The following is a 16,614-nucleotide window of genomic DNA, read 5'->3' as shown; positions in this document are numbered from 1 at the left end:
TTCATCCTGTAACCGACTAATATTCATATAAAATGCTGACTATTTTTTCATCATTTAATACAAACCTTATCTGCTCGTATTTTTGAGTAGGGTGCATATTACCTTCTGTAGGTAGCGGAAAATATTTGACACCAATAGTCACATTTGGTAAGTTAAAACTCCAAGACGACCTAATTTTAAAATTCTTACCACACAATTGTTGTTTGGATGAGTTCAAATATTCTTTGAATTTTGAAAGACCTTCGGTTTCAAATATAGTTTTCCAGTTTTTACGTTCTTCAAAAATAATATTTTCGTCAAGATTATACACAATACTGCTATCGTCGGAAGCGTTACAAGCATTTATAAAATCCCTGATGATTTTTCGTGGTAGTTTCTGAATTTTTCTATTTTCCTTATTTTTATTTTTAATGTAAGTGCTAAAATCCTTACCTACTAATTCAGACAACTTATAGTATCCTGAATGAAAGGCTTCTAAAGGAGATTTATACAATCTATCTTTAAAAAATGCTGCTTCTTTAGCTTCATCGGTTTCAAAACAATCCAGAAGTAAAAAACCTTTTTCTTCAGTAGCGCTGTTAATACCATTCACAATATTTACAAAGTAGTACTGCTCTTTATCTTCAAACAGGACTTTTATTTTAGGGTTGAATTTTTCAGATTTATTTGCCGATTCCTTTACAAGATATTTAGTTTCATCTAAAGGGTTTTCAATCCTTCTTCCCCAACCATCAGTTGATAATTCTGATTGGAATCGGGAAATCTGAACTCGTATTTCTTTACGTCCTTTTTCAAGGTCAGTAGTAAATTCATATCCAGGAAAAGAATTGAGAATGGCGGTGTCTAATTCCCATTCCTCATAATCACTTGTAAAATCTATTTGATAGCTAAATTCATATTCCCGAATGTAAACCGGAAATTGGAACTTGTTCCCTATAATTGTTTGCTCTAATATAGTAATATCGGATTTCCTGTTTACGTTTATTGATATTTCTGTTTCTATCATTTAAATAATGTTGTTAGGTCTAACGTCTATTAAATTTTTTGTCGACATCGATAGATATAAATTTGTTAAATAGATACTTAGGCATATTTAATCGTGCAACAATCGGCAGGTTTTCTCCCTCTGCCGCAAGAACCCTGTCTTCAAAAGTCAGTTGGAGAATATTTGTTGCTGCAAAGATTTCCTTTGAAATTTTCTTTTTAGCAAACGGATTGTGGAAAATAAAAAGGCCATCGGAGAGCTCTTCGGGATTATCCGGGTCTACCATCTGTGTTTTATATATTGGCAGCTCGTAATCCTGTCGGATATTCAGCACAGTATTAAGCTGCAAGCTGGATAACGATTGTGATATGGAAAGCGATGTCAACTTTCCCAGAGTAGTTGTACATGAAAATATTACTGCAGAGATATGCTCAAATGAGTTGTCATTGAACAGGCCTACGGGAATGGTTGATGTTGTATTGGGTTTTGTGATTTCCGTTACCGTACTAAAACCATTTTTTGAGGGGATAAAATACAGTCCATAGAGTAATGCGAGCAATGGGTAATAATATTCCCTGCCATAATCTATTTGCCCGTATGAACTCAGGGCAATGACAAAAGGTGTTTCCTGGTCAACCCATTCACAATTTGCGTACTCGTTTACATATTTTTTACTCTTTGAAAGTATGGCATTTGAATTTCTGACAATAGCCTCGTCCAGAAATTCATTATAGTTCTCCTGTAGGTGCGGAGGTTCCAGCATACTGAGAATATTGTCCATGTTTCTATTTTCTTCTCCCTTACCTCCCTGTCTAATATTTGATACTACCGCTTCAATATTCAGATCAATAGGTGACTTAATGATAAAATCAGGTCTGTCCTGGCTAAAGTCAATGACAAAACCGGCCTCCTTGAAGACCTTATGAAGATAGAACTCCCAAAAACTGGAGTGGAAAGTGGTCTGAAACTCCTTAACAATTTTGTTGTCTCTGTCTACAAAGCTTTCTGTCCAACTTGTCACTACCTTTCGTTCGCCATCCAAAGCAGGATTATCACGAAGAAGCTTAAATTTTCGATGCAATATATTTTCTTCTATGCCATCCAGTTTTCCAAATAGATTCAGTGTCATTATAGATTGGTGTAAGATTTTTATTTGTAAAATTTATCAAGAGTTTCTCTAATAATTGAATCTAACTGAATGAAATACTCTTTCGCTTCTTTTCTTGCCTTCAATTCTTGGAACAATCCCTGTACCCCAAGATTATATTTAGTTTCATATTCTTTAACTTCTGAGAAAGAAGATTCGCCAGATGTAGGATTAGGGTTTACTTGAAATCCTACTAATTTATCCTCTCCGAATATTTCTTTTTTTGTTGCATGTGAATATGGATTTCTGTATTTCGTCTTAAGTTCTTTAAGAGTTTTCTTTTGCTCTTTTGTTATTAATCCGCTTGAACAACAAACATTTAGTACAGTTTCAAGGTTTTTGTCATCATATTCATCAATCACATCTTTATACATGCTTCCTAAATCAGTGTTATTCTTATCATAGCCTAATTTTAATTGAATCATTGTTTTAAAAAAATTTTCAAAAAAATGATTTGTTAGAGTTATAGCAGCCTGATTTAAGCCATATAAAATACATAAACAGATTTCTTCTCGTAGAAAATCAAATTGGCTTGACCCGTATGCATTTTCAAGTTGGAATTTTATTTCGTTATAGTTTTCGTTTATTTTATTAATAGCATTCTTTTCTGCGTTTTGCATATTATCAATCATAGGGCAATTTGTTTGGGATATTAATTGAAAACAAAATATTATTGAGTGAGCTTATTGGTGTAATAATTTATATACTAAATCCAAATTTAATAAAATAAAACATTGCTTTAATAGATCTAAATCAGAACCCATCATTAAAGAGCGGCGTTCTTTTGCTTCTTTTCTTAGGTCGCCAATGTGGTAAGAAAAGAAGTTCTCTAAAACAGAGAAAGGGATAATAAATATCCCTCAAATAATATCGCAACCTGTTTGGTAAAATGTGCCGGAATGAATGGTGGGTAGGCATCCCATTTTGCCAAAGAGGTTGCTCCGATTTATGCAAAAAGACTGTCCCGACCATCGTGAGGGAGTGTCTTTTTGCCGCCCGATTTTCCAATCAGGCGACTTTTATAGGGTGGGTACGGAAATCCTTCAGGTTGTGAAAGAATCCCCTGTATGGTGTCAATCCGTTACGGAACAAACCCCATAACAGGGAGCAACCCATCTGCACCAAAGATGAATTGATAAACAAATCCTGCTTTTCCAACGCTTCCGCAAGGGAACAGCTTGGTGTATCGTCTTCCAGTTCCGATTGTTTGAGCAACTCGCCAAATTCATCCGTAACCATTGGCAGGCTTGCCACCGTTTCGTATTTCTCGGACTTGGGTTGCTGTATAGTTCCTATTGTAGATAGTATAGCTTGTCCTGTATGTTGGCTGTTGCCAAAATCCAGCCAATAGCGTAGGCGGTTGGAATAGGCTTTGCCGTTGTTCAATCCATTTAATATTTCCGCAATCTCAAACCTTGCTTGTACGCTGTCCACACAAGAAATATAAATACTTGCTCCTGCGTTTCCGGGCAACCTTTCCTTACTGTCTTTTTCAAATTTCCTTGCTTCGGCTTTCCAGTTCGTACCTGCCCAACGGTTGATACGGTTGATAATGGCAACGGACTTGTACAACCCGACCTCGCATTCAGCGAAACGCTGTCTGCCTAAATTGGCTTGGGTAATAACATCGTCATCCCAAAGACGTACAAATAATCCTGCGTGTCCTAACTCGATTAGGCTATGGTTCATTTCAAGCAAAGCGGTCATTACTTTTGAGCCTGTGCCACCTGCCCCGATTACGTTTACCGTTATCGGGTTGGTTGGATTTATCAAATAGCTGTCTGTAAAATGGACTTTTAAAATTTCTGTGTTCATTACAATATCGTTTTTATGGTCTTGTTTGTTTTTTTCAATACTTCTTTAGGAAAGGCTTTACCTGTGCTGATAAGGTCTTTCCAAAGGCTTACACAATTCCCTGTTATGGGGTTGTGTTCGTTTACCAAGTGGCTGAAATAGCTATTGAAAAAATAGCTTTCCCACGCTTGCATAAATTCTTCAACCGAAGCAGAATTTTTGATATTGATATCTACAGTTCCCATACATACGTGTCCGTCCTCGTAAATATTGAAAAATGGTGCGTGAAATAATACGGTATTCTCGGTAGGTCTGTGGTCTTTTTCAAGGGCGAAAACAATAAGGCTCTGCTTGCTTGCATACCAAAGCATTGCAGGTACTTTCGCCGTACCGTTTGGTATTTCAAGACTTTCAGTAAAGAACATTTTTACTTTTCGTGGCTTGGTGTACCAAAGCACCGTACCGTTTTCACTCGGATTAATGTGCAGGACGTTGGTAGGCAGAATGCCGTTAGATTTTAAAAATGCCTTGCTCTTTTCCTTTTTGGTATTGAGTGCTTTTGCCAATTCTTTAGCTTCTCTTTCTGTCAAAGGATGGGCATTGATAGGATTACCGTTCTTGTCCATATCAAAATGTTCTACATAGGTGTATTTATTATTCCCTTTGGTTTGGTAAAAAACCAAAGCCGATAAAGGGTGGTAAAGCGTTCCGAAGTTTTGTGTTATATCTTTCATGTTAGAGTATCTAAAAGTTATTCAGTATGTATATCAATTCCTCAATTAAGGCAAAAACACGGTTTTCAAATTCAAGGGTATTGGCAGTAATATCACTACCATCAAACCTTTTCACAATGGTAGGTTCTTCCATTTGTCCGTATTCTTGCAACTCGGTGTTCACGCTGTCGAAAAGTGTTTGAAACAAAATGCCTTTAGCATCGGCACAAAAGGAAACATACTTTTCCATCCCTATACTATTTTCCATATCTTCTTCGCTTGCCTCTCCGTTTGGCAGGGCATTGCGGTTTATGTTGGCATTCGGAAATTGTTCATACAAGACAAAGGCTTCACTTGCCAGTTTGTAACAATCTTGGTCAAAGCTATCTTTGATTTTAAAGGAGTTTAAACGGAGGGCAAATCGGGTCAAATTGTGCTTGTTGTAAATTTTCTGCTCCATACGTTCGCCTATCTGTTCTAATTGCCTAATCTCGCTTACAAACGTTGTCGTGTCCTCATTCTCGTCATCGCTTACAATCCACTCTGTTACCATTTCATACATCCAATACAAGTAACTGTTTTCCTGCCGATAGTAAGGAACATCTGCAATTTGGTATAGGTACGCACACACGGATTGTAATAGCTGTACGGCTTGCTTACGATTGGGATGCTTGGATAGTCGGTGCAATGGCACTACGGGAATGTAATACAAGGTTGCACCTGTACTGTACCGTTCTTCACTTACGAAATAGGTTTTCTTACTATCCTGTATCAAACGGAGTTCTTCCCAGTCACGAAACTTCTTTCTTAACTGTTCCTCTGTATCATCCAAAGCCAAAGCGATATTGTAGGGATAGCCGTATTGCCTGGACTGCATAGGTTGTATACCGTAATGCCCTGCCAATTTGGAAAGGGACTGATAAAAATCGCTTTCCGTCTTTTCGGGTTTTCCACAAGCCTGTACGGTTTGTGCTTCTTGCAGTTTAGGCAGAAATGAGCATTTTAGAAAACCATTGGTAGCATCGCTATGGGTATCGATTTCAGTTTGTCTTTTCTTATTTCGTCTGCGTTCTTTGGTCTTTGCATCCAGTCTGCGAACTCGCCCAATTGTTTGTGCAAAGTCCGCTGTTTGGGTTGTTGTGGGGTTTTGATGATGCCCGATATGATGTTGCCTTGCATAATTCATTTTTTTTGATTTTTGGTTTAACCTTTCGTTCCCATTACACTCTCAAATCGGTACTGTACTGTATCGTCACGGATAACAGGGGCAGATACTTTGGCAGTGGTCAGTATCGGATAAGAATTTGCATAGAAATTCATCACGGCTTCCACGCTCCATTTGGGTTCTGGGTCGGTCAGTTTAATTTGCTGTCCTTTATCGTTGAGTATAAATACCCTCTCTAATTGCGTTGCTAATAACATGATGCTCGTTTTAAGTGTTAAACAATTGGTTTACTCTGCTCCGAAAAGGCTTGGCGTTGAAAACTTCTCCGATAATTCCGATTTGCGTTTACGGATTTCGTCCGCTTTTTCGGGGAACTCCGTTATATCGGGTACTTTCATCCACGCATCACGGAATTTGCCATCTTTCTCCAGTTCGTCAGCCTTTGCCATACCGTCTTTATACTTCTTGTCTTTGGCTTCCTTATCTTTTTTCTCTTTCTCTGCTTTTTCTTTCTCCATTGCTGATTGTTTTTTAGCTTCTTCCAATTGCTTCATAAATACTTCCATATCCACCATTAAGCCCGAAGCCTTTTGTATAGGCGTGTTTATCTGCTGAAAAAATCCCTCGTCAAACTCCTGTGGTGTAGCGTTAAATGTCAATGGGGGAATGAGGTTTTTGGCGTTATCTCCGCATTGCTCGTTGTTGAGTATTACTGATACAATTAGGTTGCTTTCTGCTCCTTTGGCTATGTTTAGTTGTAAAATTCCTGTAAAGTCCAACTGTGCTATCTGATTGAAAAAATTTGCGTTCATAGTTCTGAAATTTTAATTGTTGTTGTTTTTTCCTTTGCTTTTTCTAGTTTCTCGTGCATATCTGCCCAATAGGCTTTTTGCCGTTTGTCAAACTCGGAGAAACTTTTATCCTCGTGGCGATACTCTTTGTACTGCCTTGCTATTTCAATAGCTTCTCTGAGGTTCGTTACCTCAATAAGACAACCGTTCAAGTCTGTTATTTTCATAGCAATGATAGTTTTCGTTCTAAAAGTGTTTCTAGTATCTCACAATCGCTATCGAATGTTTTCCCCTCGAAATGGTACGTATCTGTTTCTTCATTGAAATTGTATTGCTCAAAATCCTCGTCCTCTAAATAAATATCTGTGAGTACCTTGTCAAAAAATGTTGCTCTGCCATATACTAGATTGCCTATTTCTTCATAATCGTGTGTAAAATTCACATCGTAATGTTCCGCTATCTTTTGAATGATTTCTATATTAGGCGACCACTTTGTTTCATACTGAAATTGTCCTTCATCGCCCTCGTTCCAATAGATATTGAAGAAATAACCGCCATTGTCTTTAGAAATAAATTCGGGTAATTGTCCTTCTTCTGTTTCTTCTTCCTCTTTCTTCATTAATTGAAAAAGTTTCTGTATTGCTGTGATTGTTTCGGGTTTCCCCTCGAATACAACTGTATTACTGCACCAATTTGCCATAATGAATATTTTAGTGGGCTACCACCGATGAAAGCGGTAGCCTGTTGTTATTTAATTAAGATTAAAGATTTCTGCTCCGTCTAATGCAAAGCCATTACACAATTCAAATGCTTTCTGTGACTTGAGTTGAGCAGTTCCACCCAGTACAATACTCTGTAACTTGGCTTCATCATCTTTGTACTTTCTTACGTTCTGATAGTAGCCAGTAACCGCATTATACGCTCCGAACAATGTACCTTTGGTAGTGTCCATTTGTTGGGTGTCGCTTATCATTGCGTATGCAAAGGCATCCTCTACGGTGTTTTTGAACACGGTGGAAATTTCATCTTCTGCACCTTTTTTGATAAGGTCAAGCGTTTCCTTATTCGGGCAAAGTGCCAATTGTATTAGCTTTTTAACTTCACGGTCTGTTACCTTTACTTTTGCCCATTCGTTAAAAATCCCCTCTAATTGGTCGCTCAATGTGTTCGCAAGTCCCATAATCTTATGAGCGTTCTCGATACGTTGTTTCGCTCCCGAAGTGTGCTTGATACGGACTACATTGGTCATACTTCGTAATGAAGCGTTTAAGGTATTTTGGCAAACAATACGGATTGGTGTAAATGCGGCTGTGATACTTCCGCTACCATCGTGCGAAGTGGTTAAGAAAATGTACTTTTCCGTAACATCATCGCCATTACCCACACGGATATAGTCGGGCAGTTTGGCTGTGATGAAAATGCGTTCTCCGTTGCCTAATGCTCCTGCGGTTTCGTACAGAATGCCCTCGCCACCGTCTACAATGGCATCAAAGAAATTAAAGGCTTCACGGTTTTGTACAATGTGGTAATCCTTGCCAACTACTCCCAATACTGCATTGTTATCGGTGCGTATGTTGGCGAAATAGTTAGGTACTTCTAATTCAGTACTGCCTATCTCTATTCCATTGGTGGTTTCGATAATACCCGAACCTTTTGTAAGCAGTGGAGATTTTACGACTTCATAATCTAACCCTGCATATTTGATAGCTTCCTCGCTTGTTGGGTATTGCTCCACGATTTGTCCTAAACCGTGCCACGCTTTTTGTTGTACGCTAAAGAATGAATAACGTCCTGTTCTCTCGTTGAAATTGATATTATGTGCCATGATAAAATGATTTTAAATGTTTGAAATATTCGTTGTTAAAATGGGAGGTCGTCCTCTGACTTGTTGTTGCTCGTTCCTGTGGTAGTTTGTGCGGTTTCTGATTTCTTGCCACCTCCGTGCAGTTTGATGTTTGAGGTATGGAAATTTAATCCTGCGTGTGCTTCTCCGTCATTACCTGTCCACGCCCTAGCACTTACCCTGCCTGTCAGCTCTACCAATGTGCCTTTAGTGAGTATCTTCGCTACATTGGGGCTTATCCAGTATGAGCAATCGAAATAGGTAGTTTGCTCTATGCGTTCGCCCTGTTTGTTACGGTAGCTGTCGTTGGTTGCTATCGAAAAGTTTACTACTTGTTTTTCCTGTGACGTTGTGCGTACTTCCGCATCCCTTGTCAGTCTTCCTGTGATGTTCATATTCTTTAATTTTTAGTTATTATTTTTTAGATTTATTCGGCAATGAGAGGAGGTGCTGTTTCGTTTCATTACCATTTCCAATGTTTTTAATCTTTCTGTCTGACATTTTTTTTATTCGTTTAAAGAGCCGGAGTATGCTATGTTTCGTTTCATGAGCATAAAAGGTTCGTGTTTAGCAGCACCAAGGTTTTGGAAAAAAATACTACCCAACGGGTGGAGATTATTTTCCAAACTTGCCTGACCTTTGTGATGCGTTAAGAACACGGAAATACCTTTGCTCTTGAAATGGGACAAAAAAGCATACGGGTCTTTGGATAAAATGAATGTGGAAGCAGGAGGAAATGCATTAGGAAACGGTTCTGTGTGATTACAAAATCTGCATTCAGTTGTAACAGAATTTTTTAAAGACCTTTTATTGTTTCAAAGTATCGTGGCTTGGGAAGCCACGTAAATGATACTGAAAATGTAGTTGAGCAGTAGAAGGGAAGATTTTTTGTATGGTTTATCAACAAATCCTGTCAAAGCTCTTTTATAGCGATGGATTTTTAGGGAGCAAATAAATGTGCTTTAAGGATTTAGTATGGACATAAAAAAAACCGAGGCTTAATTACCTCGGCTATTTATTAAGTTATATATAATTTATTTGGTGACGTTGAAAAGCTTAGCCATATAAGCTACTGTAAACTCAAAAACCTCTTGTTTTGAATATTTAATCAAGTTGTTTTCATCACCATTAATAAGGCCGTGTATGTACCTTTCTTTCTGGAGCACCGGAGCATCGACACCGAACAGCTTTCTCCAGAACATATCGAACATATCCCGATAGTATTGTATCGTCTTCTTAACCTTTTCATTTACGATTACACTATTTAGGAAAAGCTTTCTTCTTGCATTGTCAAATATTTTGAAATTAAAAACTTGCTCATTGATGTTTATGGTAGCTGCAAAATTATCTTGTTCATTTAGCCCATGAAAAGGAAGAAATTTGACAGCTTCTTCATTCTCATACACCTGTATAATGAAATCATTCATAAAGACAATAAACGGGTTTTTATCATTAGTAAATCCAATGTAATTTTCTGTGTAAGTAGCGTTTCCTCCAACAGTTTGTAGATAGGTAATACTAAGAGGTATAGATGTATCGCCGTTTTTTTCTAATATATTTAAACGTAGCTTCTTTAAAAAATCCGAAGGAAAATTCAAGATATCTTCACAGATAGCACTCCTATAGAGCTGTATGTAAAAGAAATTTCTGATTGTAACGACATCTTCTTCAGTGACCACAGAAATGCCCGAAAGATCACTCTGCCTGAAGCGAGGCAATATTTTCTCTATAAAAGAGGCTTCTATCTCGGTAAAAAGTTTTTCACACTCACTACAAAATACATAATCAACAGAAAATGGAATAGATTTGGCATTTTCAATTTCTTCATCTGTAGGTTTTCTTCCGATGGTGGCTTCCAAAGTTAATTCATCAAGTCGCTGAAAATTGAAATCAATGAACGGATTGGTATTATCCAAGGCAAAGTACAGACCTTTTTCACGTTCATTTGTTCCGTCCAAATTCAGACAGGTACGGATTATTGCATCAGTAAGATAGTGCGTATTCTTTTTGTTTGCTTCGCGTTCAAGACATAGTTTACATAAGGACATAGTTTGGTTGTTTATAGGATTGTTACAAGTAAATTTAAAAAAGAATTTATTAAGAATGCCTGGTTTATTGAAACAAAAAAAAAGCAGGATTTAACCCTGCTTATAGTTTTAAAAGCAATAAATATTAGGAAGCAACCTCTTCTTCCATATCAATAAATGCTGCTTCCATTCCAGCGAATTTATTTGATACTAAATCCATGTCCTTACTAATTTTCTGACTTGTGATCTTGGCATAAATCTGTGTGGTGGAAATATTTTTATGCCCCATCATTTTGCTAAGGCTTTCAAGTGGCACACCTTCAGTGAGGAACATGGTAGCAAATGTGTGACGTGCAGTATGGAAGGTTACTTTCTGTTCTGTAACAATTTCCGCTTCCTCTATCAATTTCTTTACATGACTATTGCAAGTAGCATTGGATGGAACCGGAAAAACATACTCATTACGGGTAACGCCCCTGTATTTCTCAATAATACGTTTTGGAATTTCCAATAAGCGGACGTTTGAAGCAACATCTGATTTTTTCCTTCTGCTAATGATCCATTGGTGGCCATCAAAGAAGGACTGTATATTGCTCCATTTCAGCTTTTGAATATCAATATAGGAAAGCCCTGTAAAGCAACTGAAAATAAAGAGGTCTTTTACAAGTTCGTATTTGGATTTGGACGGTTTGAGAAGCATTAACTTTTCTACATCCTCTTTTAAAAGATAGCTGCGATCAGTTTCCTCCATGCTGATTTCATAATCCTCAAAAGGGTTTTGTCTAATCAAGCCTTTTTTTATCGCCAGTTCCGCCAATGCAATAACCGGCATGCTATAAACCCAAACCGTGTTATGCATACATTCCTTATCTATGCGCAGAAAGAAATCGAACTCCCGGATAAAGTCTGAGGTAAGTTCCCGAAACGCCATATCCTCCCTGTGATAGCGTTCTTTGATAAATTCGGAAAGGTGATTATAGACAGTCTTATATTTATTAAAGGTGTTTTGAGAACGCTTGCCCTTGCTGACCATTCTTTCAAAATTCTCATTCTGGTCCTTGAATACTTTAAGGATGGCATCATCCATAACACCAACTCCCAAAAATGATAGCTTTACTTTTTGTGCAGTTGCAAAGCCTTCATCTTTGAGCATATCATCGTAAATATTATTGATACGCACCCGTATATTATCCAATTTAAGATTGGTGCTCAGCGCCTGGGCACTTTTGCCCAAAACCCTTCCGTGCTTTAAATCCCAATTATTGGGGTTGATGTCCAGTTTGGTACTAAAGGATTTTGGTGTTCCGTCAATAGTGATACGCCCCATAACAGGGACGTTCCCGTTCTTCTTAGGTTCATTCTTTTTCAGGTAGAAAAGCAGCTTGAACGTGGATCTTTTCTCTTGTTCCATAACTCAATTGTTTAACGTTTAAAATTAAATTTTATTGAGTTACAAGGGGATATGAAAACAAGTGCAAATGACTGAAATATAAGATATTATATCGTTATCGATTAGATTATAGTCAGTAACGATTTAGTAACCTAACCTTGTCATTTTAAGCTCAAAACCTGTCGGACACCTACTTCCGAATTTTTCCTCACGTTTTATAAACTACTGTATATGAATGGTCTTAACCATTTTGCTTATTTTTACGTTCTTCTAATATTTTTTTAAAAAAAATCGAAAATTCTTTGGTAAAAAATCATCCTTCATGTCTAATAGTAATAAAGCCATTAGCCAATTATTAGAACATGAATGCTCCATACATCACTTTAGAAGACCTAATTTTAGACGCAAAATTTATTTCTTGGGTTAAAAACCCCGATACTGTAGATGGGCAGTTTTGGATCAATTGGGCAGCAAAAAGTGAAGAGAATCAACTTATTCTAGAGCAAGCAAAGGCTATTATTCTAGAATTAGCTAAAGATGATGATGAACCTATACAGGATGAACTGAACGATTTATGGAGCAGAATAGAGGCTACTAATGATGCTTTTGATAAAGAAAAAGCAAAGCAAAATGCAGTAGTTCATCAATTAAGTTTTATTAAATCTTGGCAAAAAGTAGCTGCTGTATTTGTAGGCTTTGGTGTAGTAGTAGCTCTCATATTGTTTTTACTTAATCAGAAAGTTAATATTTCTACCCAATATGCAGAAAACCAAAAAATACAATTGCCAGATGGCTCTTTCGTGGTTTTAAATGCTAACTCTTCCGTTTCTTTTGCTGATGATTGGGATGAGCAATCACCAAGAGAAGTTTGGTTAGAAGGAGAGGCCTTCTTCTCAGTTACACATACAGCCAATCATCAAAAATTTATAGTTCATACCAATGATTTAGATGTACAAGTTTTAGGTACCAAATTCAATGTAAATGCTAGGGCTAGCAAAACTAGAGTAGTCTTAAACTCGGGTAAGGTTAAACTATTCTTGCACCAAGAAAAAAATCAAGAAGTTGATATGAAACCAGGCGAGCTAGTAGATTTTTCTGCTAACAATAAAGCCTTTATTAAAAAAGTAGTTAAAACAAAAGTATTTAGCGCTTGGGTAAATAAAGAATTGGTTTTTGAAGATACCAGTTTAGGAGAGATAGCTCAGCTACTAGAAGATAATTATGGCTATAAAGTAAAATTTGTTAATGAAGAATTAGCCAATCTTACTTTCACAGGAACTGCCGATACAGAAAATATCAATTTATTATTCACCATACTTCAAAAAACCTTCAATATCACCATACAAAAACAAGGAAACAACTTAATTATAAATAACTAATCCAATAACCAATAAATCTAAAAAATGAGAAGTTTTATACTAGGAATTTTTACGGTGTTGCAAATAGCAGAGAACGGCTACTCACAACCCATTGCCTATTCTAAAACCTACGCTTATGCAAGTAGTAGTAACAGAGTAGATTCAACTAAACCTGTTGGGGAGCAGGGGCAGCAATTATCAATCATGTTAAAGTCTTTGGAAGAACAATATAAAGTTCGTTTCAATTACGATAGCAAATTATTAAAAGACAAACTGGTTAAAGCTAGTATCATCACAGAAAATAACCCTCTTGAGCAAGTTTTATTACAATTATTAAGTCCGTTTGATCTTAATTACGAAAAGGTAAAAGAAAGCCAGTACGTAATTTATAAAAACAAGAAAAGTTTAGCAGATATTGCTATTACAGGTAAAGTTGTTGATGCTGCAGGTATGCCTTTGCCAGGTGTAAGTGTGCGTATAAAAGGGTCAACAACAGGTACCACAACTGATGTTAATGGTAGGTATACCATCAATATTCCTAATGCAGGTACCGTACTTGTGTTTAGTTTTATTGGTTTTTCTAGCCAAGAAGTTGTTGTAAATAATCAAAAAAGTGTAGATGTTACACTTGTAGATGATTCTAAAACTTTAAGTGAAGTTGTGGTTGTAGGTTACGGTACGCAGAAAAGAGCCGATATCACAGGTTCTGTTGCTATTGTGAATACCAGCGATATGCTTCAGGTTTCTTCTAATGATGTTGGGCAACTTTTACAAGGTCGTGTTTCTGGTGTTGCTGTTAACAGCGATGGGCAGCCAGGAGCATTCCCGCAAGTAAGAATTAGAGGTATCAGTACTTTTGGAAACTCAGACCCGCTATATGTTATAGACGGAGTGCCAATTAACGGAGTACCTAGAGATTTTAACCCTAATGATATAGAAAGCGTTCAAGTATTAAAAGATGCTTCTGCCGGTGCTGTTTATGGTTCAAGAGCGGCAAACGGGGTTGTTATCATCACTACTAAACAAGGGAAGAAAAATTCTCCTTTAAAAGTAGAATACGCTGGTTATTACGGTGTTGATGAAGTTTGGCAAATTATGCCTGTAACAGGTAGGGCAAACTATCAAGCTTTAAACAACGAAGCAAGATTTAACGCTGGTAAGCCTTTAGCGCCGGCAAATGATCCTAACTCAAATAAATACATTACCAATATTGATACAGATTGGCAAAAAGAAGGTTTAAAAACAGGTAACAGACAAAACCATTATGTGAATTTTTCTGGCGGTGGTAATAATACAACTTACAATGTTTCTTTAGACCTTTTTGATAATAACGGAACCTTCGTAGGTAATGGTCCAACTTACAAAAGATATACTGCTAGGGTAAATACCATGGCAGAAAAAGGGATTTTTAAAATCGGACAAACATTTAACTATACTCGTTCTAATGAAAACTCTTTAATAGGTAATGAAGGTGTACTTTTAGGTGCTCGTCCGCCATTAATTAACGACTTAGTTTTTGCCATCCCAACCATGGCACTGTATGATCCTACTGTTGATGGTGGTTTTGGCGGTACACTTCAAGATCGTGAAGATGCTATATCATTAAACGGTATTGGTTACAACAGTTTGGTTTCTAACAAAACTGATGTTGATAGGATGTTTGGTACCATCTTCGGCGAGTTACAGCTTTTAAAAAATAATGGACATAACCTAAAATATAAAGTTAATGTTGGTTATGATAGGGTTATAGCTCGTGATAATGGTTTTATCCCAACATTTAACTTAGGTTATTTCTTTCCTAATGTTACCGCTAGGCTAACCGATAATTCTAGAACATACGGAAGTACACTTATAGAAAACACTTTAAGTTACGATAAAACTTTTGGCAAACACTCTATTGCTTTATTAGCAGGACAAATGTATCAAAGAGATTTAGCCTTAACTAAATTTGCTTACGCAGAAGGTTTTGTAAAACCATATTTTCCTACTTTGGCAAATGGAGCTACAAGCAACTCATCTGCATTTGAAGAATATCACACTATTGCTTCTTACCTAGGTAGACTTAACTATAACTATGATGATAAATACCTTATTACGGCAACTTTAAGAAGAGACGGCTCATCAAGATTTGCTAAGGCAAACCGTTATGGTAATTTCCCTTCTGTAGCTTTAGGATGGAAAATTAGTGAAGAATCTTTCTTTAAACTTCCAAAATCTTTAGTGTCTGATTTAAAAATTAGAGCAAGTTGGGGTCGTTTAGGAAATGAAAACATAGGTAACTATTTATACTTAGCTTCAGTTAACCCTAATATCGTTTATACTTTTAATGATGTTCGTGTACTTGGCGGCTTACAAACCAACGTAGTGTCAGAAACCATTAAATGGGAAGAAAGAGAAACATCAAACATAGGTATAGATGCAACCTTATTTAGCGGAAAATTAGATTTATCAGCAGAGTACTACAACAGTAAAAGTTCTGATATTTTAGTAGGTATTCCAATTCCAGCTTCAGTTGGTTCTATCAATCGTTTCCCAACAGTAAATGCCGGAGCCTTAAGAAATACCGGGGTAGAGTTAAGTGCAACTTATCGTAAAATGACAGGCGATTTTAAATACGATATCACCGCTAATTTCACTACCATTAAAAACAAAGTTTTATCATTAGGTAATGATGTTCAGTTTAGAGAAGGAGTTGGCTCTTACACAGAAATTGGTGGCGAGGTTGGCAGACACTATGGTTGGGTGGCCGATGGAATTTTCCAAACCCAAGCAGAGGTTGATGCTCATGCTACACAATTTCCAGGAACAACAGTTGGAGATATCAGATTTAAAGATTTAAATGATGATGGCATCATCAATGAAGATGATAGAACGTATTTAGGTAATGGTATTCCTCGTTATACTTACGGCTTAAATATCGGAACATCTTACAAGAGATTTGATTTTACTGTTTTCTTATCAGGAAGTGCAAAATTCTTAATCAACAGCAGACTTTATAGAGATTTAATGCATACAGGTGGTGATGCTAACTATCATGAAGATATGCTTAACCGTTGGACAACAAGCAATACCAATACTAATATCCCAAGATTAGATTGGAACGATGTTAACCAAAACGGTAGAAACTCTAATCGTGAAGGTTGGTTACAAGACGGAACTTTTGTAAGAATCAATACCATTTCTTTAGGTTATACTTTACCTAAATCATTTATAAAAGGTGTGTCTAATGCAAGATTATATGCTACAGCGCAAAATTTATACACTTTCCAAAAGTATAAAGCTTATAACCCAGATTTTACTGCCGGAGTTTTTGAACCTGGTTTTGATAACGGTTCTTACCCGAAACCTAGAACAATAATGCTTGGTGTACAAGTTGGTTTTTAATTGATGGTATAAATATT

General features: G+C 36.8%; 16 protein-coding genes. 2 read left to right on the top strand and 14 right to left on the bottom strand.

Annotated features, from left to right (window positions below; genetic code table 11):
• Positions 1-16 precede the first annotated feature (16 nt).
• From GJJ64_RS05900 to GJJ64_RS05835, 14 genes are all read right to left on the bottom strand, one after another.
• Entirely contained in the window at positions 17-1,006 is a 990-nt protein-coding gene (locus GJJ64_RS05900) for a hypothetical protein (RefSeq protein ID WP_154286776.1), read from the bottom strand.
• Between the two features lie 19 nt (positions 1,007-1,025).
• Complete coding sequence (locus GJJ64_RS05895) at positions 1,026-2,114, bottom strand: hypothetical protein (RefSeq protein WP_154286775.1); 1,089 nt, start codon at positions 2,112-2,114, stop codon at positions 1,026-1,028.
• Between the two features lie 20 nt (positions 2,115-2,134).
• Entirely contained in the window at positions 2,135-2,752 is a 618-nt protein-coding gene (locus tag GJJ64_RS05890; protein ID WP_195759233.1) for a hypothetical protein, read from the bottom strand.
• 388 nt (positions 2,753-3,140) lie between these two features.
• On the bottom strand, positions 3,141-3,947 hold the full coding sequence (locus GJJ64_RS05885; RefSeq protein WP_154286773.1) for a PRTRC system ThiF family protein: 807 nt from the start codon (positions 3,945-3,947) through the stop codon (positions 3,141-3,143).
• Positions 3,947-4,660, bottom strand: coding sequence for a PRTRC system protein B (locus GJJ64_RS05880; RefSeq protein WP_154286772.1), 714 nt, complete (start codon positions 4,658-4,660; stop codon positions 3,947-3,949). Before GJJ64_RS05880 ends, GJJ64_RS05885 begins: the two co-directional genes overlap by 1 nt.
• A gap of 10 nt (positions 4,661-4,670) precedes the next feature.
• Complete coding sequence (locus tag GJJ64_RS05875; RefSeq protein ID WP_154286771.1) at positions 4,671-5,825, bottom strand: hypothetical protein; 1,155 nt, start codon at positions 5,823-5,825, stop codon at positions 4,671-4,673.
• Positions 5,826-5,842: 17 nt separating this feature from the next.
• Entirely contained in the window at positions 5,843-6,061 is a 219-nt protein-coding gene (locus GJJ64_RS05870) for a PRTRC system protein C (protein WP_013406998.1), read from the bottom strand.
• A 30-nt stretch (positions 6,062-6,091) separates the two neighbouring features.
• Positions 6,092-6,616 (bottom strand): PRTRC system protein E, encoded by a 525-nt coding sequence (locus tag GJJ64_RS05865; RefSeq protein WP_028298680.1) that lies wholly within the window; start codon positions 6,614-6,616, stop codon positions 6,092-6,094.
• Positions 6,613-6,822 carry a hypothetical protein gene (locus tag GJJ64_RS05860; protein ID WP_026706489.1) on the bottom strand — a complete coding sequence of 70 codons (210 nt, stop codon included), beginning with the start codon at positions 6,820-6,822 and terminating at the stop codon, positions 6,613-6,615. Before GJJ64_RS05860 ends, GJJ64_RS05865 begins: the two co-directional genes overlap by 4 nt.
• Positions 6,819-7,295 carry a DUF1281 family ferredoxin-like fold protein gene (locus tag GJJ64_RS05855; protein WP_026706490.1) on the bottom strand — a complete coding sequence of 159 codons (477 nt, stop codon included), beginning with the start codon at positions 7,293-7,295 and terminating at the stop codon, positions 6,819-6,821. The genes GJJ64_RS05860 and GJJ64_RS05855 overlap by 4 nt, the downstream gene beginning before the upstream one ends.
• A gap of 51 nt (positions 7,296-7,346) precedes the next feature.
• Positions 7,347-8,420, bottom strand: a complete 1,074-nt coding sequence (locus GJJ64_RS05850) for a DUF932 domain-containing protein (protein WP_154286770.1) — start codon at positions 8,418-8,420, stop codon at positions 7,347-7,349.
• A 35-nt stretch (positions 8,421-8,455) separates the two neighbouring features.
• Complete coding sequence (locus GJJ64_RS05845) at positions 8,456-8,833, bottom strand: single-stranded DNA-binding protein (RefSeq protein WP_026706492.1); 378 nt, start codon at positions 8,831-8,833, stop codon at positions 8,456-8,458.
• Positions 8,834-9,472: 639 nt separating this feature from the next.
• Positions 9,473-10,396: a hypothetical protein gene (locus tag GJJ64_RS05840; RefSeq protein ID WP_195759232.1), complete on the bottom strand. Its 924-nt coding sequence runs from the start codon at positions 10,394-10,396 to the stop codon at positions 9,473-9,475.
• 214 nt (positions 10,397-10,610) lie between these two features.
• Entirely contained in the window at positions 10,611-11,876 is a 1,266-nt protein-coding gene (locus tag GJJ64_RS05835; protein ID WP_154286768.1) for a site-specific integrase, read from the bottom strand.
• Positions 11,877-12,217: 341 nt separating this feature from the next.
• Here GJJ64_RS05835 and GJJ64_RS05830 point away from each other — a divergent pair, with 341 nt between their 5' ends.
• Together GJJ64_RS05830 and GJJ64_RS05825 are read left to right on the top strand one after the other, a co-directional pair.
• Positions 12,218-13,234 (top strand): FecR family protein, encoded by a 1,017-nt coding sequence (locus GJJ64_RS05830; protein WP_154286767.1) that lies wholly within the window; start codon positions 12,218-12,220, stop codon positions 13,232-13,234.
• A 24-nt stretch (positions 13,235-13,258) separates the two neighbouring features.
• Entirely contained in the window at positions 13,259-16,597 is a 3,339-nt protein-coding gene (locus GJJ64_RS05825; RefSeq protein ID WP_154286766.1) for a SusC/RagA family TonB-linked outer membrane protein, read from the top strand.
• Positions 16,598-16,614 lie beyond the last annotated feature (17 nt).

Origin of the sequence: Pedobacter puniceum (genome assembly GCF_009674685.1) — a bacterium.
Lineage (GTDB): Bacteria > Bacteroidota > Bacteroidia > Sphingobacteriales > Sphingobacteriaceae > Pseudopedobacter > Pseudopedobacter puniceum.
Note: the sequence above shows the minus strand (reverse complement) of the source record. Positions and strands in the feature narration are given on the sequence as shown.

Excerpts from the sequence above, each read along its gene's own strand:
- GJJ64_RS05900 (WP_154286776.1), bottom strand. The coding sequence starts at position 1,006 with ATGATAGAAACAGAAATATCAATAAACGTAAACAGGAAATCCGATATT.
- GJJ64_RS05895 (WP_154286775.1), bottom strand. The coding sequence starts at position 2,114 with ATGACACTGAATCTATTTGGAAAACTGGATGGCATAGAAGAAAATATA.
- GJJ64_RS05890 (WP_195759233.1), bottom strand. The coding sequence starts at position 2,752 with ATGCAAAACGCAGAAAAGAATGCTATTAATAAAATAAACGAAAACTAT.
- GJJ64_RS05885 (WP_154286773.1), bottom strand. The coding sequence starts at position 3,947 with ATGAACACAGAAATTTTAAAAGTCCATTTTACAGACAGCTATTTGATA.
- GJJ64_RS05880 (WP_154286772.1), bottom strand. The coding sequence starts at position 4,660 with ATGAAAGATATAACACAAAACTTCGGAACGCTTTACCACCCTTTATCG.
- GJJ64_RS05875 (WP_154286771.1), bottom strand. The coding sequence starts at position 5,825 with ATGAATTATGCAAGGCAACATCATATCGGGCATCATCAAAACCCCACA.
- GJJ64_RS05870 (WP_013406998.1), bottom strand. The coding sequence starts at position 6,061 with ATGTTATTAGCAACGCAATTAGAGAGGGTATTTATACTCAACGATAAA.
- GJJ64_RS05865 (WP_028298680.1), bottom strand. The coding sequence starts at position 6,616 with ATGAACGCAAATTTTTTCAATCAGATAGCACAGTTGGACTTTACAGGA.
- GJJ64_RS05860 (WP_026706489.1), bottom strand. The coding sequence starts at position 6,822 with ATGAAAATAACAGACTTGAACGGTTGTCTTATTGAGGTAACGAACCTC.
- GJJ64_RS05855 (WP_026706490.1), bottom strand. The coding sequence starts at position 7,295 with ATGGCAAATTGGTGCAGTAATACAGTTGTATTCGAGGGGAAACCCGAA.
- GJJ64_RS05850 (WP_154286770.1), bottom strand. The coding sequence starts at position 8,420 with ATGGCACATAATATCAATTTCAACGAGAGAACAGGACGTTATTCATTC.
- GJJ64_RS05845 (WP_026706492.1), bottom strand. The coding sequence starts at position 8,833 with ATGAACATCACAGGAAGACTGACAAGGGATGCGGAAGTACGCACAACG.
- GJJ64_RS05835 (WP_154286768.1), bottom strand. The coding sequence starts at position 11,876 with ATGGAACAAGAGAAAAGATCCACGTTCAAGCTGCTTTTCTACCTGAAA.
- GJJ64_RS05830 (WP_154286767.1), top strand. The coding sequence starts at position 12,218 with ATGAATGCTCCATACATCACTTTAGAAGACCTAATTTTAGACGCAAAA.
- GJJ64_RS05825 (WP_154286766.1), top strand. The coding sequence starts at position 13,259 with ATGAGAAGTTTTATACTAGGAATTTTTACGGTGTTGCAAATAGCAGAG.